Source organism: Ruegeria atlantica (genome assembly GCF_013032455.1).
Classification (GTDB): Bacteria; Pseudomonadota; Alphaproteobacteria; order Rhodobacterales; family Rhodobacteraceae; genus Ruegeria; species Ruegeria atlantica_B.
Genome location: NZ_WQCF01000009.1, coordinates 1 through 21003, shown reverse-complemented (window position 1 = coordinate 21003; position 21003 = coordinate 1). Strand labels below are relative to the sequence as shown.

General features: G+C 55.3%; 19 protein-coding genes and 1 pseudogene. 14 read left to right on the top strand and 6 right to left on the bottom strand.

Going from position 1 to position 21003, the window contains the following annotated elements:
- The 14 genes from GOW93_RS15495 (at window position 1) to GOW93_RS15430 (ending at window position 15070) form a co-directional block, all read left to right on the top strand.
- On the top strand, window positions 1-546 hold the full coding sequence (locus GOW93_RS15495; RefSeq protein WP_170386218.1) for a VOC family protein: 546 nt from the start codon (window positions 1-3) through the stop codon (window positions 544-546).
- Between the two features lie 12 nt (window positions 547-558).
- Window positions 559-1827: a pyruvate dehydrogenase complex dihydrolipoamide acetyltransferase gene (locus GOW93_RS15490; RefSeq protein WP_170386215.1), complete on the top strand. Its 1269-nt coding sequence runs from the start codon at window positions 559-561 to the stop codon at window positions 1825-1827.
- Window positions 1828-2135: 308 nt separating this feature from the next.
- Window positions 2136-3266 carry an ABC transporter substrate-binding protein gene (locus GOW93_RS15485; RefSeq protein ID WP_170386212.1) on the top strand — a complete coding sequence of 377 codons (1131 nt, stop codon included), beginning with the start codon at window positions 2136-2138 and terminating at the stop codon, window positions 3264-3266.
- Window positions 3267-3331: 65 nt separating this feature from the next.
- Window positions 3332-4822, top strand: a complete 1491-nt coding sequence (locus tag GOW93_RS15480; RefSeq protein WP_170386209.1) for a sugar ABC transporter ATP-binding protein — start codon at window positions 3332-3334, stop codon at window positions 4820-4822.
- 13 nt (window positions 4823-4835) lie between these two features.
- On the top strand, window positions 4836-5798 hold the full coding sequence (locus tag GOW93_RS15475) for an ABC transporter permease (protein ID WP_170386206.1): 963 nt from the start codon (window positions 4836-4838) through the stop codon (window positions 5796-5798).
- A complete protein-coding gene (locus GOW93_RS15470) occupies window positions 5798-6772 on the top strand; it encodes an ABC transporter permease (protein ID WP_217354795.1) in 975 nt (324 codons plus the stop codon). Before GOW93_RS15475 ends, GOW93_RS15470 begins: the two co-directional genes overlap by 1 nt.
- A gap of 17 nt (window positions 6773-6789) precedes the next feature.
- Complete coding sequence (locus tag GOW93_RS15465; RefSeq protein WP_170386203.1) at window positions 6790-7569, top strand: glucose 1-dehydrogenase; 780 nt, start codon at window positions 6790-6792, stop codon at window positions 7567-7569.
- 17 nt (window positions 7570-7586) lie between these two features.
- Window positions 7587-8354: an SDR family NAD(P)-dependent oxidoreductase gene (locus GOW93_RS15460; protein WP_170386200.1), complete on the top strand. Its 768-nt coding sequence runs from the start codon at window positions 7587-7589 to the stop codon at window positions 8352-8354.
- An 11-nt stretch (window positions 8355-8365) separates the two neighbouring features.
- Entirely contained in the window at window positions 8366-9433 is a 1068-nt protein-coding gene (locus tag GOW93_RS15455; protein ID WP_170386197.1) for a 2,3-butanediol dehydrogenase, read from the top strand.
- Entirely contained in the window at window positions 9430-10518 is a 1089-nt protein-coding gene (locus tag GOW93_RS15450; RefSeq protein WP_170386194.1) for an SDR family oxidoreductase, read from the top strand. The genes GOW93_RS15455 and GOW93_RS15450 overlap by 4 nt, the downstream gene beginning before the upstream one ends.
- Window positions 10515-11516, top strand: a complete 1002-nt coding sequence (locus GOW93_RS15445) for a Gfo/Idh/MocA family protein (RefSeq protein ID WP_170386191.1) — start codon at window positions 10515-10517, stop codon at window positions 11514-11516. The genes GOW93_RS15450 and GOW93_RS15445 overlap by 4 nt, the downstream gene beginning before the upstream one ends.
- Window positions 11513-12511 carry a zinc-dependent alcohol dehydrogenase gene (locus tag GOW93_RS15440; RefSeq protein ID WP_217354794.1) on the top strand — a complete coding sequence of 333 codons (999 nt, stop codon included), beginning with the start codon at window positions 11513-11515 and terminating at the stop codon, window positions 12509-12511. The genes GOW93_RS15445 and GOW93_RS15440 overlap by 4 nt, the downstream gene beginning before the upstream one ends.
- Before the next feature lie 68 nt (window positions 12512-12579).
- On the top strand, window positions 12580-13974 hold the full coding sequence (gene lpdA, locus GOW93_RS15435) for a dihydrolipoyl dehydrogenase (protein WP_170386188.1): 1395 nt from the start codon (window positions 12580-12582) through the stop codon (window positions 13972-13974).
- Window positions 13975-14233: 259 nt separating this feature from the next.
- Window positions 14234-15070 (top strand): shikimate dehydrogenase family protein, encoded by an 837-nt coding sequence (locus GOW93_RS15430; RefSeq protein WP_170386185.1) that lies wholly within the window; start codon window positions 14234-14236, stop codon window positions 15068-15070.
- A 218-nt stretch (window positions 15071-15288) separates the two neighbouring features.
- On the opposite strand, the gene GOW93_RS15425 is transcribed toward GOW93_RS15430, so the two are convergent.
- The 6 genes and pseudogenes from GOW93_RS15425 to GOW93_RS15400 all read right to left on the bottom strand — a co-directional run.
- Window positions 15289-15972: an IS6 family transposase gene (locus tag GOW93_RS15425; RefSeq protein ID WP_170386182.1), complete on the bottom strand. Its 684-nt coding sequence runs from the start codon at window positions 15970-15972 to the stop codon at window positions 15289-15291.
- Between the two features lie 146 nt (window positions 15973-16118).
- A complete protein-coding gene (locus tag GOW93_RS15420) occupies window positions 16119-17591 on the bottom strand; it encodes a pyridoxal phosphate-dependent decarboxylase family protein (RefSeq protein ID WP_170386179.1) in 1473 nt (490 codons plus the stop codon).
- Between the two features lie 216 nt (window positions 17592-17807).
- Window positions 17808-18431 carry a class I SAM-dependent methyltransferase gene (locus GOW93_RS15415; protein ID WP_170386176.1) on the bottom strand — a complete coding sequence of 208 codons (624 nt, stop codon included), beginning with the start codon at window positions 18429-18431 and terminating at the stop codon, window positions 17808-17810.
- A 9-nt stretch (window positions 18432-18440) separates the two neighbouring features.
- The gene (gene pssA / locus GOW93_RS15410; RefSeq protein WP_170386173.1) at window positions 18441-19187 is read right to left on the bottom strand and encodes a CDP-diacylglycerol--serine O-phosphatidyltransferase; all 747 of its coding nucleotides are present in this window, start codon (window positions 19185-19187) and stop codon (window positions 18441-18443) included.
- Window positions 19188-19199: 12 nt separating this feature from the next.
- Window positions 19200-19874 carry a phosphatidylserine decarboxylase gene (locus tag GOW93_RS15405; RefSeq protein WP_170386170.1) on the bottom strand — a complete coding sequence of 225 codons (675 nt, stop codon included), beginning with the start codon at window positions 19872-19874 and terminating at the stop codon, window positions 19200-19202.
- A gap of 267 nt (window positions 19875-20141) precedes the next feature.
- A pseudogene (locus GOW93_RS15400) lies at window positions 20142-20828 on the bottom strand (IS30 family transposase); the annotation flags it as partial.
- Window positions 20829-21003 lie beyond the last annotated feature (175 nt).

Here is a 21003-nt window from a genome sequence, read left to right as displayed (position 1 = left end):
ATGGCTGATGGCAGACCAAACAGGATGCCTGGGCTGCGCGGGGTTGAGCATGTGGGCTTTACCGTGCCGGATCTTGAACAGGCGACTCGTTTCTTCGTCGACGTGTTGGGGTGCGAGGCATTCTACGATCTCGGTCCGTTCCAGTTCGATGACGATTGGATGTCGCGTCAGTTGAACGTTCACCCCCGTACAGTGATGAAGAACCTCCGTTTCTTTCGCTGTGGGCATGGGCCGAATTTTGAGATCTTTGAATACGAAGCACCGGACCAACGGAAGGCCCAACCAAAAAACAGTGACATCGGCGGACACCATCTGGCCTTTTACACCGATGACTTCCACGGGGCGTTGAATTGGTTGCGTGACCACGATGTCGAAATACTGGGCGAACCCGTGGTGCGCCATCAAGGACCATCAGCGGGGCAGACCTGGGTGTACTTTCTTGCACCTTGGGGGATGCAACTGGAACTTGTGAGTTTTCCAGATGGCAAAGGGTATGAAATGACCACCGACCGACGCCTTTGGACCCCGGTAAACCCTTCCGAATGAACAGGTAAAACCATGCCCATTGAAATCACAATGCCGTCTCTTTCCCCGACAATGGAAGAAGGAACGATCGCCTCCTGGCTTGTTTCCGAAGGGGAGCAAGTGAGCCCGGGTGACATACTCGCCGAAATCGAAACTGACAAAGCGACGATGGAGTTCGAGGCGACAGATGCAGGGACCGTTGCGAAAATCCTGGTGCCCGCAGGGACTGAAAACGTGGCTGTCAGTACACTGATAGCCATAATCGCCGAAGACGGTGAAGACGCATCAGGCATAGCACTGCCAGGTCAAAATAAGCCTGAAAAACAGGCTGAAATTGTCAGTTTTCCGGACGCCCCAGAACCAAATCCAGACATCGCATCTAAGGCGGTTCAATCAAATAGCCGGGTTTTTGCGTCACCTCTGGCGAAACGGATCGCCGCAGAAGGTGGGCTGGATCTTTCGGGTGTCTCAGGCACAGGTCCCAAGGGGCGGATCGTTCGGCTGGATGTCGAGAATGCGTTAAAGCAACCTAAACAAGCACCACCTCGGAAAGAACCAGCCACGTCTGAAACAGCGCAGTTTTCGGACCTATATCCTGAAGGCAGCTATGACGTTGTCGAACTGGACTCTATGCGCCGAACGATCGCACGGCGATTGACCGAGGCCAAGCAAACCGTCCCCCATTTCTACTTGCGGGCGGACGTTGAACTGGATGCGTTGTTGGCGCTGCGGTCGCAACTCAATGCGGCAGCATCGAAAGTAGAGGAAACCCCGTCCTTTAAGATTTCGGTCAACGATCTGGTGATAAAGGCGCTTGCGCTGGCTCTGGCAGAAGTACCGGATGCCAACGTCACTTGGGCAGACGGCAATGTGTTGCGTCACCGGGCCGTTGACGTCGCCGTTGCGGTCGCGATCGACGGCGGGTTGATCACGCCGATCATTCGGGACGCCCAGGGAAAAAGCATCTCAGCCATTTCGTCGGAAATGAAGGACCTTGCCGAACGGGCCCGGGCGCGCAAACTTACGCCGGAAGAGTTCCAGGGTGGGACTACTTCGGTATCCAATCTGGGTATGTTTGGTGTGGACTCGTTTGATGCGGTGATCAACCCACCGCAAGGGACTATCCTTGCTGTCGGCGCAGGCACGCGCCGCCCGGTTGTTCGAGGCGAACAGGTAGAGGTTGCAACCGTTATGACGGTGTCTCTATCCGTTGATCACCGAATGGTGGACGGTGCAGTTGGCGCAGAGCTTCTTACAGCTTTCAAACGTTATGTCGAAGCGCCGCTGACTATCCTGTCCTGACTTTTTTCACCCGATTCGAAGACGTTATTGCGCCTACGATCACGGGTATACCGCATCGCGCCCGCTCCCGGCGCGATGCGGTTTTGATTTTTGTGGATGCCTTACAATACCGGGGCAATCGCGCTGTCCGGCGACATGCCGCCAATATCCAATGCGGATAACTTCGGAGCCATTCGAACCCTTCCAAGTCGTAACCTTTTTTCATGCACCCATGTGCCGATTCTGAGAGCCACCCAGGTTGGGGCAAAGCGGAATGGGGAGGGCTTCAAAATTGCGGCCCGGCACGTCTGAAGTTGGAGGAGAACCCGATGAGAACCTTTAAAATTGCGGCGGCGATGGCCGTGGCTTCTATCGCCGCAACCGCAGTCGCAGCCGAAGTCTATACCGGCGCGCCGCGCACATATCTGTACAATCCCGATGTTGAGGTATGTTTCAACGATACCTCGCAGTATAAAAAGGAAGGTCCCTACACGATCGGGTTCTCGAACGCCGGTCTTGGGGACAGCTGGCGCGTCGTCATGCAGCACTCGGTCATGACTGCCGCCGCCGAGCATAGTGATCAGATCGAAAAACTTATCATCACTGACGCTGGACATGACGATGCAAAACAGGTCGCTGATATTCAGGATCTGATTTCTCGGGGTGTGGATCTGCTGATCGTTTCTGCAAACACACAACAGGCTTTGGACCCCGCCGTTTCCCGCGCCATGCAGCGCGGAATCCCTGTGGTCATGATGGATCGCCGGATTGCCTCGGACAATTTCGTGACCTTCGTAACCGCGTCGGACGCGATGATGGGACGGCTCTTTGCACAGTGGATTGTGGAAAAGTTGGATGGTGAAGGGAATGTTGTGATGCTGGCCGGCCAGGCCGGATCCAGCCCTTCGGAAAACCGCGAAAAACCCGCGCGTGAAGTGTTCGCGCAGTATCCTGGCATCAATATTCTGGAAACTGTCTACTCCGACTGGTCGCCTGTGAAGGGCAAACAGGTCATGCAGGGCATGATTGCCAAGTACGGTGATGACATACATGCCGTGTGGTCTGCGCATGGTCTGCAAACGCCGGGCTCGGTCGAGGCGTTCCTCGAAGCGGGGTGGGCACCCGAAAATATTCCCCCACATACTACAGCGGATGTGAACGGGCCGCTGCAAATGGCGATCGAACACGGCATCCCGATGCTTGAGGTCGGTTATCCTCCGGCGATGGGCGGAATTTCGGTCGGTGTCGCACTGGACGTTCTGGCTGGTGCACCGGTGCCTTGCATCTATGAAATCAACGCTCAGATCGCCGTGTCCGAAGGTCACAATACGCCTTCTATTCAAACCAACCTGCGTCTGACCGACCTTGTCGTGCCGAACGGCGCACCGGACATGCTGGTTACCGGCGGTATGGGGCAGGACTATGACCCGACGACCTACTCCGTCGACTATCCCAAGTAAGCCTTAACCACTCAAACCGGACGGGGTCCTGAAGGACCCTGTCCAACCCACAGCTGAGGCCAGACATGCTGACACTCACTTCCATATCCAAATCATTCCCGGGCGTTAAAGCGTTGGACCAAGTCGATCTTGATGTCCGTGCCGGTGAGATCCACGGGCTGCTCGGTGAAAACGGGGCCGGCAAGTCGACGCTGACCAAAACGATTGCCGGGGTTTACCAGCCCGATGAAGGTCAGATCGAGTTCGACGGGGAAATCATTCACTGGACCGCGCCAGGCGATGCCAAAGACGCCGGAATTCATGTCATCTATCAGGAATTTGTTCTATTCCCGCATCTCTCGGTCGCCGAGAACATCTTTTTGGGAAATGAACGCCGGAATGGGCTGGGTCTGATTGATTATGCGCAGACACGCCGGGACGCGCGTGAGCTTTTGCAACGCCTTGGCGTCGACATCGACCCCGATCAGCTTGTGTCCGAACTGACGGTCGCTGACCAACAGATGGTCGAAATTGCCAAGGCGATGGTTCACAAGGTTAAATTGCTTATCCTGGACGAACCAACTGCCGTGATCTCGGGTCACGAGGTTGAGCTGCTGTTCAAACGTCTCGAGGCTTTAAAAGCGGATGGCGTGGCCATCATCTATATTTCGCACCGTTTGGAAGAAATCTTTGAGATCTGCGACCGGGTCACCGTTCTGAAAGACGGTCAGTTCGTGGACAGTAAGAAAATCGACGAGATCGACCGGGACCAACTGATCGCCTTGATGGTTGGCCGTGATATGTCCGAACTGTTCCCTATCAAGGAAGACGATGCGCCTGCCGGTGACGTTGTTCTGCGTGCTCAGAACATTTCAGTGAATGGGCGGGTTCACAATGCCAGTATCGAACTGAGAGCTGGTGAGATCACCGCGTTGGCCGGGATGGTTGGTGCCGGGCGTACGGAGTTGGCGATGGGCATCTTTGGTGGTCTGCCTCTCAAGTCCGGGACCGTTGAGATCGACGGCGAAACCTATTCTCAGATGAATCCTGCATTGGCGATTAAAATGGGCATCGGTCTCGTGACCGAGGATCGCAAAGGGCAGGGGCTGGCAATGCAACTGGATGTCGCCGCGAATGTGACGGCCTCTGATTTGGGTTCGGTCACACAATCCGGTCTCATCAATTTCACCAAAGAATTCAAAATCGCGGAACAGGAAATCGAAGAGTATCAGATTGCCTGTCGCGGGCCGCGCAACCCGGTAGCAACGATGTCAGGCGGCAACCAGCAAAAGGTCATCGTCGCGCGTTGGGCGCGCACTTGCTCCAAGGTCCTGATCCTGGATGAACCTACTCGGGGTGTCGATGTCGGTGCAAAAACCGAGATTTACCGGATTATGCGGGAACTGGCGGCCAAGGGGATCGCGATCCTGATGATCTCATCCGAGCTGCCCGAAGTTGTCGGAATGTCGGACCGGGTCGTTGTGATGCGAGAAGGCATCGTCACCGGAGAGTTATCGAAAGAGGAACTCTCAGAAGAAGCAATCATGCAGCTGGCAACCCAGCAGGAAGCAGCGTGAGGGAGGACGAAACATGACGGAACTTGCTTATCGCTCTTACAACTTTTTCACCAAACGTCAGTCTGGCCTGTTGGTTGTCATTGGATTGTTGGTCCTGCTTTTACTGTTTGGCGCGTTTATTTCCGACAGGTTCAGCTCTGCCTCGAACATATTGAACGTGTTTGAACAATCGACCGGGCTGGCACTGGTTAGCCTTGGGCAAACAATGGCGGTGCTGACCGCAGGGATTGACCTGTCGGTTGGCTCCATGATCAGCCTGCTCAGCGTACTTCTGTCCGGCACGATTGACGGCGAAGCGGCGCGGGTCCTGCCTGTGTGTCTGGGCATCATGGTACTGGGCGCAGCCATCGGAAGTCTGAACGGCCTGACCGTAATCTGGCTGAAAGTGCATCCTTTGATCGTCACACTTGGCATGGGTGCACTGCTGCAGGGAGTTACTCTTCTGTATACTTTGGGACCGGCAGGCTCGGTTCCATTTGAGTTCGACTTTGTAGCCTATGGCCGAGTTGCTGGGCTGCCAGTCGGTGCGGTCTTCACGATCGTCCTGTTCATTCTGGTGGCTCTGTTCCTTCGGTATGTTCCGTTTGGCCGGTTTATCTATGCAGTTGGCGACGATGAGGCCGGTGCCCGCCTGATGGGACTTCCACGCAAGCGCGTGCTTGTCTTTGTCTATGCGTTTTCCGGCTTCTGTTGCGCACTGACTGCGATCTACCTTGTTGGTCGGTTCGGGGTAGGCAATGTCTACACCGGGCAAAACTACACGCTTGCGTCGATCACTCCGGTGGTGGTCGGAGGCACCCTTCTGACCGGAGGTCGCGGTGGTGTCATCGGGACTCTGTTCGGAGTCTACCTGATCTCGCTTTTGAATAACCTGCTGAATTTCATGGATATTTCCACGCACTATCAGCTTATCATCCAGGGTCTGATCATCATTCTGGCCGTGTCCGTTTATGTCGAGAAAAAGAGGGCTGTGTGATGCAACAAGCCGTGAACGCTGAAATGTCGACCACAAACCAGAAATCCAGGGCAATAAAGGAACTTGGCGCCCGCTACGGTATTCATCTGGCGCTTGTCGCCCTGATCGTAGTGTCGGGCATTGTGTCTCCGGCCTTTCTGTCGGGCAACAACATCTCGAACATGCTTTTGCAAGCGGCGCCGCTTGGTATCGTCGTGATTGGTCAGGCTTTTGTGATCCTTGTGCGCGGTCTGGACCTGTCAGTGGCCTCTATCATGGCGACAGCAGCCGTTGTTGCCACGGCATTCAACGGCCAGCCCGGGGATGTCATACCCATCATCCTGATCGCATTGGGTATCGGGCTGTGCACCGGCTTGATCAATGGCCTGTTGGTTACCAAGCGCGACGTATCCCCGTTTCTTGCCACGCTTGCGACCATGATCGTTTTGCAAGGGTTACGTTTTGCCTACACGCAAGGCGCACCATCCGGGAATGTACCGCATTTCTTCCGGATCATTGGTGCCGAGACCTTCTATGGGCTGCCGTACAACGTGGTCATTCTGGCGATCCTCGCCGTCATCTTCTCGGTCGTGCTACATAAGGCGGCCTTTGGCCGGCAGGTATATATCACCGGCGGCAACCCCAAGGTCGCGCAACTGGTCGGAATCAACGCGGATCAGGTCACCATCATCTGCTATGTTATTTCGGGTGGCCTTGCTGCCATTGCCGGACTGGTCCTGTCAGGGTTCGTCGGCATCGTGGACAACTGGGTTGGCCGCGGGTTCGAACTGGACTCCATCGTGGCAGCCGTCATGGGAGGCATTGCCCTGTCCGGCGGACGCGGCAGCATTCTGGGCGGCCTGGTTGGTGCCGCAATCCTGATCGTCGTGTTCAACGCAGTTCTGCTGTTCGGAATGCCGGTTCAGTTTCAGATCATCATCAAAGGCATCGTGATCGTCATCGCGGCCGCCTTCTACGTTAAACGCGGCGCTTAAAGCGCCAGGAGGAAGACATGGGTAACGACGTTACAGGTAAATCGATCATCGTGACCGGCGCAGGTCGGGGAATAGGAGCCGGGATCGCAAAGGACCTGGCTGAGAAAGGCGCACAGATCTGCGTTGCGGATCTAAACGAAGAGGCCGCGAAAGAGGTAGCCGCCAAGATTGGTCATGGGGCCATAGGTGTCGGCGTCAATGTGGCCGACCGGGCATCCACCCGCGCGATGATCGGCGCAGCAGTGGCGACATTCGGTAAGCTTGACGTCATCTTCAACAATGCCGGGATCAGCCAGACCTGCCCGTTCATGGAAATCGTCGAGGACGACTGGCAGCGCATCATGGATGTGAACGGCAAGGGTGTGTTGATCGGTACACAGGAAGCGGCACGGCAATTCATCGCGCAGGGTACACCGGGCAAGATCATCAATACGGCATCGATCGCCGCGAAACAGGGCTATCCGCTCTTTGCCCACTACTGTGCCTCGAAATTTGCGGTCGCCGCGCTCACTCAGGCCGCGGCACGCGCTCTAGCCGAGCACAAAATCACGGTGAATGCATTTGGACCCGGGGTCGTCAAAACCGAGCTGTGGGAGCAGCTGGACCGCGAGTTCATCGAACGGGGCGTCACCGAAAAAGAAAATGAGGCGATCGACGGGTTCTCGGAATCCATTCTGTTGGGTCATGCTGCGATTCCAGCCGATATCGTGGGAACGACGACGTTCCTGGCCTCCTCAGCCTCTGACTACATGACCGGCCAAACCGTCATGATCGACGGCGGCATGGTTCTGATCTGAATAGAAGGACAATGACAATGGGACGTACACAAGACCAGATCGCCATCGTTACTGGTGGCTCGCGCGGGATCGGTGGAGCCACGGTAAAGCGACTGGCTGAAGAAGGCGCAAAGGTCACGATCTTTGATGTGATCGAAGAGGCCGGGCTGGCCCATGCCGAAAAACTACAGAGCAGGGGTTTGGATGTTGATTTCATCAAGGTTGATGTCACCAACGAAGAGAACGTGCAAGCGGCGATTGATGAGGTGATTGCCAAGCATGGACGGCTCGACATTTTGGTGAACTGCGCGGCGATCACCGGCGTGAACAAATTTGCTCATGAGGTCGAAGCCGAAGAATGGGATAAGGTCTTTGATGTGAACGTCAAAGGCTCGTTCCTGTGCACCAAGTACGGTGTTCGGCCGATGATGGAGCAAAAGAAGGGCGCAATCGTCAATTTCTCGTCGATCTACGGCCTGATCGGCAACGACGACTTGCCACCATATCACGCTACCAAAGGCGCAATCCTGTCGATGACCAAAACCGACGCGATGTGTTACGCGCGCCATGGCATCCGGGTGAACACTGTGCATCCCGGCTCGACCATGACCGAAATCTTTATGCAGGCGGCGGAAACCTATCCCGAAGGCAAACAAGCTTACCTCGACATGATGGGCAAGCTTCATCCACTCTGTCTGGGAGAGCCGGTTGATGTGGCCAACTGTGTTTTGTTCCTCGCCTCAGACGAGGCCCGCTTTGTGACAGGAGCAAGCCTGGCCGTAGATGGCGGCTATACAGCGCAATAAGGAGACAAGATATGCGTGCCGTCCGCTTTCATAACGCCAAGGATATCCGCGTAGAAGAGGTGCCCGCGCCCGACAGCAATCTGGCCGCTGACGAAGTGCTGGTGCGACCAGGGGCCTGCGGGATTTGTGGAACCGATTTGCACGAATACATCGCAGGCCCCATCGTGACCCCGGAAACACCGCATGTGTTTACAGGGGCCACGAACCCTCAGATTCTGGGCCACGAATTCGTCGCAGTGGTCGAGGCGGTCGGTAGCAATGTCAGCCACGTGAAACCCGGAGACAGGATTTCCGCTCAGCCACTGATTTCGCCTCGGGACGACTATTTTGGTCGGCGTGGTCAATACCATCTGAGTGACAAAATGGCATGTGTCGGCCTCAGTTGGGCCTGGGGTGGTATGGCCGAACAGGCGGTGCTGCCGGGCTATTGCGCACAGCCTGTGCCGGATGCGGTGTCTGATGATCAAGCCGCCATGATCGAGCCTGCTGCGGTCGCTATGTATGGGGTTGATCGCGGCCAGATCGGCGCGGGATCCACCGTGTTGATTTCGGGCGCCGGTCCGATCGGTGCCTTGACGGTGATTTGTGCGCGGGCTGCCGGAGCAAGCCTGATCATCGTCTCTGAACCGAACCCCAACCGGCGGCGGATCATCCAACAGATCGATCCCGCTGTGATCGTTGTTGATCCGGTAGCCGAAAAGGCGGGCGATGTCGCCAGAGATCTGACCGAGGACCATGTTGGCGTCGACGTCGCGCTGGAATGTGTTGGACTGGAAGTATCGCTGAACACATGCGTCGACGCGGTGCGCAGAGGCGGCAAGGTTGTTCAGGTGGGGCTTCACATGAAACCCGCCAGCATTGATGCGATGCTTTGGGCGCTCAAGGATATCAGCGTCGAAGCGACGTGGTGCTATCCAACTTATGTCTGGCCTCGTCTTGCGGGATTGATCGCCGCCGGAAAGCTGCCGGTGGAAAAAGTGATCACTGGTCGGATCGATGCGGATGATGTAGTCGCCAAAGGGTTCGAGGCCCTGTTGGACCCGGGCGGTGAACACCTCAAGATACTCGTAGAGACATGACCCGGACAGCCTTGATCATAGGCGCTACTGGCCTGTCCGGTAGCAATCTGGCAGCTCGCCTGAGCCAATCCGGAGGCTGGCATGTTTACGGTTTGTCCCGTGGGGGAAAGGACGTGCCCGGCGTCGACATGCCCCTCGCCGCGGATTTGACGGATGAAACAAAAAGCGTGGCGCTGCTGTCTGAGCTGACCGATGTCACCCATGTCTTTTTCTGCACTTGGTCAAGACAGGAAACCGAGGCCGAAAACTGTAGGGTGAACCGGGCGATGGTTCGCAACACATTGACAGGGCTAAAAAATTCCCCATTGAAGCATGTCGCCCTTGTGACCGGAACCAAGCATTATCTGGGGCCATTCGAAGCCTATGCGCAGGGTCGACCGTACACCCCGTTTCTGGAAGATCAGCCCAGATTGCCGGGTGAAAACTTCTACTACGAACAGGAAGACGAAATTTTCGACGCTGCCGAAAAACGCGGTTTCACATGGTCGGTCCATCGCCCGCACACGATGATCGGCTATACGCTTGGTAATGCAATGAACATGGCCGTTACGCTGGCCGTTTACGCGTCAATCTGTGCTGAAACAGGACGGCCGTTTCTGTTCCCCGGATCGAAGGCACAGTACCATGCTGTGGCAGACATCACTGATGCCCGCTTACTGGCCCAACACCTGGAATGGTCTGCGACAACGCCGGTCGCGGCAAACACTGCCTACAACGTAGTGAACGGAGATCTGTTCCGGTGGGAGTGGATGTGGGGCCGTATCGCGGACTGGTTCGGGCTCGAAGATGCAGGCGCACCCGACCATGTCACTCCGTTGGAATCCCAAATGGAGGACGCAGGCGAAGTGTGGCCCCGGATTGTGAGCAAACACGCGCTCCAGGATCATTCTGCGGTCAAGCTGGCCTCTTGGTGGCACACGGACGCTGATCTGGGTCGGGAGATCGAATGCTTCAACGACATGCGCAATAGCCGTCAGGCCGGGTTTTGTTCTCATCAAAACAGTGCTCGCTCGTTCTTTGAAGTTTTTGAGGCGCTTGTGAAAAACCGGGTTATCCCGGCTCCGATTGGAAAGGAAATAACATGACAGTCAAAGTCGCCATGATCGGACTGGGTTGGTGGGGGCAGAAAATGGTTTCTGTCCTGCAAGCCGCGCCGGATGAGATTGAGATTGTGCGCGCGGTAGAACCAAACCTCAGTGCGGTGAAAAGATTCGCGCGCGAAAAGGGGCTGTTTGTTACGACGGAATACGCGGATGCTCTCAACGATCCAGAGGTTGAGGCGGTCGTTCTGGCGACGCCGCATTCTCTGCATGAGCAGCAGATCGAACAGGCGGTTGCTGCCGGAAAGCATATCTTTTGTGAAAAGCCGCTGGCCCTCACGAAAGCAGGTGCTGAAAAGGCCGTGCGCCTATGCGAGGAAGCGGGCTTGGTTTTGGGTATGGGTCATGAACGTCGGTTCGAACCGGCCATGGCCGAACTGCTTGCCATGGCAGATTCAGGAGATCTGGGGCGTGTCCATCAGATCGAGGCCAATTTTAGCCACGACAAATTCGTGTCACTTGATCGAGACAACTGGCGCCTCAAGGCCGATCAGGCCCCAGCTGGCGGGATGACCGCTACCGGTATTCACCTGCTGGACTTGTCGGTGCGACTGCTCGGTGAGGCGGAAAGTGTTCTGTGCCATTGCGAAAACCTATCTACCGATTTACCGCAGGGCGACACCGTGGCGGCCTTCGTAAAGTTCAAAAATGGCGGTACGTCTTATGTCTCGGCCTCTCTGGCGAATCCATTCGTCTCGCGTTTTGCGGTCTACGGATCAAAGGGCTGGGTCGAAATCCGCGATAAGGCTCATGTCGAGGCACCGGACGGATGGGTTGTCACCAAAGGACTGGTGGATACGCCAATTACAGTCGAGGAAATCCCAACAGCGGAAGCAGTAAAGTTCAACCTGATCGCCTTTGCCCATGCGGTCGAAGGTAAGAATTCCTACCCAATTACATCTGACCATCTGGTCAACAACATCGCGCTGCTCGAGAGCGTTTTCAAATCGGCCCATAGTGGAAAGATCGAGGAAATTGCATGACAAATTCAACGATGAAAGCACTTGTTTTCGAAGAACCCAAAAAGCTTGTCGTCTCATCTCAACCCGTTCCCGAGATTGACGCCAACACGGTTCTGGTCAAAACGCGAAAGGTCGGCATTTGCCACTCGGACTATGAGTTGTTGGCTGGGCAATACATCATTCCGATCAGCTATCCCGTTGTTCCGGGCCATGAGTGGGTCGGCGAGGTTGTTGAAGTAGGAAAAAACGTAACTGGGTTTGCGCTGGGTGACCGCGTAGTTGGCGAATGCGTGATCAATACCCCAGAACGCATTCACCATTTCGGATTTTCGATGAACGGCGCGGATCGGGAGTATTTCACGGCCCGACCCGAGTGGCTGCACAAATTGCCGGACGAGGTCGACGATGCCAAGGGCGCTCTGATCGAACCATTCACATGCGGTTACTATGCGGTCTTGCGCGGAGGCGGCACAAACGCCAGCGAAACCGTCGTCGTTTCTGGTGGTGGTACAATCGGTCTGGTTTCAGCGGCCGCGGCGATTGGCATGGGTGCGCGCGTGATCGTTGTCGACCCGATCCCGTTGCGACGCGAGACGGCATTGAAACTCGGAGCGGATGCGGCGGTCGACCCAACCAACGGGAACCCTGTTGAGGCAGTGCAGGAACTGACCAATGGCGGGGCCGATCTGGTGATTGAGGCCGCAGGCCACGCGTCGTCGCTCGCCAATGTGTTTGACTACGCGCGCCCGGAGGGACGGGTGTCCATGGTCGGTATCAATATCGGTCAGAAATTTCCTGTAGAGCTTGGCCTCATCCAGATCAAGGACTTGAAAGTAAACGGCTGCATCGGATCGCCGGGCGTCTGGCCCGGAGCCATTCGGTTCCTCGGCCGGACGGGGCTGGACCTGTCACCAATCCAGACTCATGTGTTCAATCTGGATCAGGCGGCTGAGGCGTATGAGTTAGGGAAAGAGCCGACACAGGCGGTGAAGGTCACGCTCGACATAGCAAACTGAAATCTTTCACCTAACTATTTGGGTACGGCTGTTTAGGCGGCTCAATCCTAGACCTCACGGAGTCAAAGATGTCGTCTAATTCCTATGATCTGATCGTAATCGGAGCCGGCCCGGGCGGCTATGTTGCGGCTATTCGCGCAGCTCAGCTGGGTCTGAAAACGGCCGTGGTCGAACGTGAGCATCTCGGTGGTATCTGTCTGAACTGGGGCTGTATTCCGACCAAGGCGCTGCTGCGCTCGTCCGAAGTCTTCCACTTGATGGAGCGCGCCAAGGATTTCGGTCTGAAGGCGGAAAAGATCGGGTATGATCTGGACGCGGTGGTTAAGCGCTCTCGGGGGATTGCGGGGCAACTCTCGGGCGGCATCGGGCATCTGCTAAAGAAAAACAAAGTAACCGTGGTGATGAGTGAGGCCACGATCCCTGCCAAGGGCAAGGTCAGCGTCCAAACCGACAAAGGCTCTGAGGAACTGACGGCCAAGAATATCGTTCTGGCCACCGGTGCACGCGCGCGGGAACTGCCGGGGCTCGAGGCCGACGGCGATCTCGTCTGGACCTACAAGCACGCGCTGCAGCCGCCGCGGATGCCAAAGAAACTGCTGGTCATCGGCTCGGGCGCGATCGGTATCGAATTCGCCAGCTTCTACAACACCTTGGGTGCGGACACGACAGTTGTTGAAGTGATGGATCGCGTGCTGCCGGTTGAGGATGCTGAAATCAGCGCACTCGCAAAAAAGGCATTCACCAAGCAGGGCATGACCATCAAAGAAAAAGCGATGGTCAAGCAGTTGGATCGCGCCAAGGGCAAGGTCACAGCGCATATCGAAAGCAACGGCAAAGTCGAAAAGCATGATTTCGATACCGTAATCTCGGCTGTTGGCATCGTCGGCAATGTCGAAAACCTGGGGCTGGAGGCTTTGGGCGTCAAAATCGACCGCACCCATGTCGTGACCGATGAATATTGCCGGACCGGGGTAGACGGTCTTTATGCCATTGGAGACATCGCCGGTGCGCCGTGGTTGGCGCATAAGGCCAGCCATGAAGGTGTGATGGTCGCCGACCTGATCGCGGGCCAGCATGCGCACCCGGTCAAACCCGAAAGCATCGCGGGCTGCACCTATTGTCAGCCACAGGTGGCCTCAGTCGGGTATACTGAGGCGAAAGCCAAGGAGCTCGGCTACGACATCAAAGTCGGCCGCTTCCCCTTTATTGGCAACGGCAAGGCCATCGCTTTGGGTGAACCGGAGGGTCTGATCAAAACGGTGTTTGATGCCAAGTCCGGTGAGTTGCTGGGTGCCCACATGATCGGTGCAGAAGTGACGGAACTGATCCAGGGCTACGTCGTCGGTCGCCAGTTGGAAACCACGGAAGAAGACCTGATGAACACCGTCTTCCCGCACCCAACGCTATCCGAAATGATGCACGAAAGCGTGCTGGATGCGTACGGGCGCGTAATCCACATGTAGAAGGATCGTAATTGAAAGCGACGGTTTTGGCGCAAACTTCGTGACAGATTGCGTCAAAGACTCCGGTCTGTGCTGATCATCCAAGCAACGAACACGGGAATTGAAATCCACGTTAAACGCCATGTGGAGATCAAATCGATTCACGTTCAAACCGGCAGTCAGATTGATGCAAAGGACGGAATGATTGTGATGGGGTGACGAAATGTATCGCGCCGCCGTAACAGCAGGTTCCGAGGACAGTACTTGTCAGTGGGGGACAATGGATACTGAAACGACACTATTAAGTGTTTCGAGCGAGACGCTCATTGTGCCGGTGTTCGGCAACCCCGTCTCCGAGACCGACTATCCAGTCTTGCTAAGCGACCGGGCAGCACAGTTTGGTCATAACACGCTCTTTATTCCAGTAGATGTCGATCCCGACGGTCTGCGCAAGGTGCTCGAGGGATTTCGGCACTTGCGCAATTGGGCGGGTCTCGTAATCACGGAGCCGCATGATGCCGCTGTGCTGGAGTATGTCGACCACATCTCGGAATCTGCGGGATTTGTGGGGTCGGCAAATATCGTACGGGTCGAAGCTGACGGGGCTTGGGTTGCTGACGTGACAGATGGCAAAGCGTTGGTGCGCGAACTCTGGCGGTCTGGTGTAATCGTAAAAGAGAGAGCAATTCATATTTTCGGATGTGGGCGCGCTGGTGCCGCGGTTGCACATGCTGTGGCGCAGGCCGGAGCGGCTGAGGTCTCGGTGTCGGACTGTCGGGTTGAGAAGGCCGAGACCCTCGTGTCCAAATTGTCCAACCAGAGGCTGCCTACGACATTTCGAGTGGGTACAGACAACATCCGGGCAGCCGATATTGTTATCAACACTTCATCGACTGGAACGCAGGGTAGGGATGGTGTCAATCTATTGAGTAGGCATCAAGTATTTGTTGAGATGGACGGTGAATCGGAACCACTCAAAGCTGAATGCTCAACCAAATGCGCCGCCAATTCGACTATTCGAACGATAAACAGTCAAGTTGACGCGATCCTCGATTTCCTGGGGATGCTTCCTATCACATATGATGTTTCACTGGTCACTCGGCAGATATGGTTCTGAAGGTGTAGATGCATCCATAAGCAATCCAGGTTCGGGATATAGCCCGCGTGTGACGTGAACGATACTTGTGTTGCAACCAAGTAGAAATGTCACTGGTTCTGCAAAGCTGAAGTGTCACCACAGGGCACGACGGTAGCAAAGCCTGTCAGGGCGGAGACTTCAGATGGATGTGTCGCAAACATTTGGAACGGCCAAAGTCAGCGATTTACTGGAGACACCTATCCTGCGATCTCGGCGAATAGCCGAAAGCCAGAAGTCGTATCGCTTGAGAACTGCTGCTTTCGGATCATGTTCGCAATCTCAATACCGTCCAGAGTAGCCGAAGCGGATCTGAACGATTTAAACCCGCACATGTGCCGCACGCGACGCTTGATGAACCGATGATCCTGCTCGATCAGGTTATTCAAATACTTGGACCTGACCGTTTGGATTTTGGCTGGGCAGCCAAACCGATTAAGGATTTTGTTCACCTCTCGAATGCCCGCCGTGTTGGCCCCACTTTTGTCGATGACGATCTTGCTCGGGATTCCATTTGAAGACAGCGCTTTGGCAAAGAAACTTGCTGCCTCTGGACGATTCCTGCGCTCAGACAGCATGAAATCAAGGGTATTCCCAGCTTTGTCGACGGCCCGATAGAGGTACATCCATTTGCCGCGAACACAAATGTAGGTCTCGTCCATACGCCAGGAGCTTAGCGTTGGGCGTTTCTTCGATTGCGCACGGCCTGCGACGATCGGCGAGTATTTCACAACCCACCTATTCAATGTGGCAAGGTCAACCCGTACACCGCGCTCAGCCATGATCTCTTCAAAGTCACGATAGGACACCATGTACCGCAGATAGAAGTAAACAGCGTACAAAACTGCATCCTTGGGGAAATGACAGCCCTTTAACGAGATCATGCTCAAATAACCTGTTTGAAAATTATTCGACCAGTACAAACCTCAGATCACACATGCTCGTCAACTAGACCCCAGAGTTTTCGACACATCCATAAATAGTACTGGCGACAAACAAATATAGTCATCGCCCAACCTTGGGCGGGTGCTCATGGATGCGGTTCCGTGCCGCTTAGCGTGACGATGCGATCAAAGAGAACGTCCATATCCTGAAGGCGGGTGCGATGGTTGGTGATGTTCACTCGGATTGCAACTCGCCCGCGTAAAATTGTGGTTGAAGGAGCAGCCGTTCCTTCCTCTTGCAGGCGGATAACGATTTCTTCGTTAAGCGCGTCGAGTTCTTGTTCAACCATCCCTTCCCTAACAACGCGGAAACAGCAGATGTTGAGCGCGACGGGCGCTAGCAATTCAGTAGCATTGCTGGCGCTAACCAAATCACCGAGGTACGCTGCCTGATCGCAATTCCGTTCAACCACATTGCCCAGCTTGGTGGTTCCATGCTCGACTATTTGCGTCCAAACCTTGAGCGCCCGGAACCCGCGCGACAGTTCGGGGCCAAAATCCACCGGCCAGGGGTGCCCTGCCGCAAGTCCTCGTTCCTTGCCTTTCAGGTACTCGGGGCGCTCCGAAAACGTACGCAGATGCTCATCTTTGTTCCGGATCAGTACACAGCCGGCATCGTAGTTTACATGCATCCACTTGTGGAAATCAAAAGCAACGGAATCTGCCTTTTCGAGCCCTGCTAACTTTGGCCTCACCGCATCGCAGAGCATCCCAAGAGCACCGAAGGCACCGTCAATGTGAAACCAGAGACCTTCTTTTTCGCAGATCGCGGACAAGGTATTCAGATCATCTATCGATCCTACGTTCACCGAACCCGCCGTACCGATTACGGTGAAAGGCGTCAGCCCACTGGCCTTGTCTGCCGCCAAAGCCGCTTCAAGCGCATTAAGATCCAACCTATAATCTGCATCGGTCGGAACCTTACGCAATGCAGCTGACCCGAGCCCAAGGATGTCAAAGGCCCGCGCTACGCAGCTGTGGGTTTGTTCTGAGGTATACCCCACCAGCCGCGTGTTCCCGATTCCATCAGAACGGCTTTGCCAGCCGAGAGCCCGGTCGCGAGCAATCTTAAGGGCGATGACAGTAGCCATTGATGTCCCGGTCACGATCAACCCGCTTGCGCTCGACGGAAAACGCATAATCTGGCGGCACCATTCCACCACCTGGCGCTCGACGTAGATTGCTCCGTGATCGCGTCCACCTAGATTGGCATTGAGCGCTGACGCTGCAATCTCAGCGATCAGGTTTCCCGGCGAACCGCTGCCATGAACCCATCCGAAAAAACGCGGGTGGGTGTTGCCGACGCCATAGGGCAGCAAGGTTTCGATCTGCTCTCTAACTTTGTCTAAATCGGTGGGTTGTTGTGGAACGGGCACGCCCAGAGAAACCTTCATATCCTCGGGAAATGGCGTCCACACTCTCCCTTCTTCGGCCCGTTGCATATGATCAATGGCTGCTTCAAGCATGGCGTGGGCCGACCGCCGGAACACGTCCCAGTCTTCCGGATCAAGCTTCGCCTGGTCTGCAAGAACACGTTTTTCTATAAATGGTTTTTCCATATTTTATTTGCCAGTTTGCATGTCCTATCTCGTCGGAGTGTGCGACTGCCGTCCGAAGTTGGGGGCAAAAAGGTAGCAGTTGAGTACGTTCGCTAACGCTTGGTGCGCTCGACTAGCGAGATCTCATCCACCATTTTGTCTTCTTTAACAGATGTCGCACTTCCATCTATAGCAGCGGCAAGATTCGTCCTTGATACATCTTTGTGAAGGAGGGTACTACACGGTTTCAGTTTTTCTCAAAACCAGAAAGGTCATCATCCCAAGCGGTGGCAGAGGCCTTTGCTCTTCGACAGCGAGAGCATCCTCTTGCAGCACAGTTTCGATCTCGAAATCTGAATGCCAACCGATTGTATTTGCCAGCGGGGCAAATATGCGTTCCAAAGATGCAAGCAGCCCCCGCTTACGTTGGAAATGGTTGGTGATCACCACTCTGCCACCCGGTTTGCAGACCCTCGCTATTTCCGCCATCACCTTTTCCGGTTCCGGAACGACGGACAGCACATGCATCGCTGCAACCGTATCGAAATGGTTGTCTGGGAAATCAAGCGCGCGGGCATCCATTTGCCTCAATTCCGCAACATGGCTTAGCGACATATTGCTTACTTTGTCGCGCGCCTTTTGCAGCATGTCCTCGCTGAAATCGATTCCTGCTACCTGCGTCTCTGGCCCGTAATTTTCTAATGACAGCCCGGTGCCTACGCCGACCTCCAATACCTTACCTGGGTGTCTATTAATATAATCAACCGCGTGCTGTCGCCCGACATTGGTAATCGCCCCAAACGTCTTGTCATAGATAGGTGCCCAGCGAGCATAAGAAGTTTGAACGGCTTTGATATCCATTTCGAGTCCTTAATGGTTTGAAGGTACTTTCTTGTCCAGCCAGGCCCAGGCGACCATTCCCACATACCCGCCGCAAAGCGCGATCAGCGTGACCCAGGCAAAGGTCAGCAGAGCGGCCCCCACAACAGCGACACCGATGAGAAAAAACTTCGCGTTTTCGCGTGAGATCCGCGTGGCCTTGAAAGACCAGGTCGGAATGCGGCTGATGAGCAAAAGGCCAATGATCACCATGTAGAGGCATATCAATATGCTGGGCAGCAAAGGGGCATCCGCGAAAGCAAAGGAAATATACATTGGCAACATGACCAGCAGTGCCCCTGCGGGAGCCGGAACCCCTTCGAAATAGGCATTGTCCTGATCGCAGGTCTCGGATTTGCCACCCACATTAAACCGCGCCAGACGCATGACACAGCACACTGCAAAAAACAGAACGGCAATCCACGCCGCGCTGCGCATATCTTGCAAGGCCCAGAAATATAGAACGAGCGGTGGCGCGACGCCGAAGTTCAGGAAATCTGCAAGTGAGTCCAGCTCCGCCCCCAGTTTGCTGTCACTGCTGAGAAGGCGGGCAATGCGGCCATCCAGCCCATCCAGCACACAGGCTGCAATAATGAGCTGCACCGCGAGCACGTAGTTGCCCTGAACGCCAAATCTGATTGCAGACAGGCCCGCGCAAATGGCTGTTATGGTCAGCGCATTTGGCAACAATTGGATCAGCGCAAACCCGGTCTCTTCCTGTTTGGATGGTTCTGCCACTGATCCAGCCACCTACTTTTCTTTGGGTCTGTGCAAGCCGGCAAGGATGGTTTCACCCGCAATCATCGTTTGCCCGACACGTACCTGCGGCTCCACGCCATCGGGAAGATAGACATCCAACCGAGACCCGAAACGGATCAATCCAAACCGGTCTCCTGTTTGAAGCGCGTTGCCTGGTCTGACGAAGCAGACGATCCGCCGGGCCACAAGGCCGGCAATCTGAACGACGGCCAAGTCCTGACCGTCTTTCATACGGATACGCAGGCTGTTGCGCTCGTTATCGGCACTGGCCTTGTCTAGGGATGCGTTGAAAAACTTGCCAGGGCGGTAAGCAACTGCGGTAATCTCACCTTCAATGGGCGTCCGGTTCACATGACAGTTAAAGACACTCATGAACACACTGACTCGGGTGAGAGGTGTGTCGGGCATCCCAAGTTCCTTCGGCGGCACTGCCGCTTCGATCAGCGAAACCACCCCGTCCGCCGGGCTAACAATCAGGCCGTCTCCTGTCGGTGGCACACGTTCAGGATCGCGAAAGAAATAGTAGCACCAAACCGTGAGACCGACGCCGATCCAGCCCAGAATGTCGGACAGGAGAAACAGACCGACCGTTATGGCGGCAAAGATCGCGACAAACCGAATACCTTCCGGGTGCATCGGTTTGATGAACGTATCGCGCATGCGCATCGCAAACTTTCCCTTAGGTCAATTGATCGAACTTCATAAGTGGATTGGTGGGGAAGGCAAGTGTGACTAGCGCGATTGGCGTCAATTGATGTTAGGGTGTTACAAGTTGATGGGCGCTACTTAAAGCACCTCGGCGCTTAGGCTTCAGCCTTGTGACCGGTAAGCTGATGGGTTGGATGCCCCTCCCGCCGACTAATAATCGAACCGGAGCGCCCAATGAGCGCCGCGATAGGGAGGATGAACCGATGGAAAACATACATATTTTAGGGCTAGACCCTGGATCAACGCTTCCATGATCGGCTTGGACTGGCGGTCTTCATTGCGCATGACGACCGCATAGCGGCTCACACGCTCGACAAGGGACGTCACGTTGATCTTCCCATACTCTTTGCGGAACATTATGAGATCGCACTCCCAATGGCCAAACTCGGTACGTTCTCCAACGCGCTCGGGCCTTCGTGACAGGCTCTGGCTGTCGAAGATCTGCGTGCGGTGATGCCGCCGATGTCCGCGTGGCCTGCGGCGTCTTCGGTGTTCGGGGAGATGCCGGTAAAACTGCTCGTCACGCCCATCCTTGGAATCGGCAAAACGGTAGATCGTCTCGTGGTTCACACGGATCGGGTGGCGTTCCAGGCGCATGCGACCTGCGATCTGCTCCGGAGACCAGCCAGCTTTTAGGCGATCCTCTACGGCAGCCTTCAAATCCGGGTACGCGATCATCTTCCGATGGATGGCCCGGCGGCGTTCATACATGTTTTGTGCCGCTATCGCGTGATAGCCGTTCAGCTGCGGCAATTCCTTGTCCCTGAAGAAATTGCGCTTCAATTCGCGATAAATCGTCGACGGAGCGCGCCCCATCCGATCCGCAATCTCTGGCACAGGCATTTTGGCGTCTCGCCACTTGGCAATCTTACGACGTTCTTCCAAACTCAGGTGAGGGTAACAGCTTCCCATTCAACATCCTCCATGCAACACTCTGTTTTGATACAGAATTCGCACTTCGTTTGTGAATCCACCCCCTGAATAGACATTCGGCCTGTAAGCTAAATTATGTTAAATTAGCTACCAGATCCGTGTCAACGGCGGTGAGAAAGTCTGCCATTGGGCGGAGCAAAAGTCGTCCACTGTT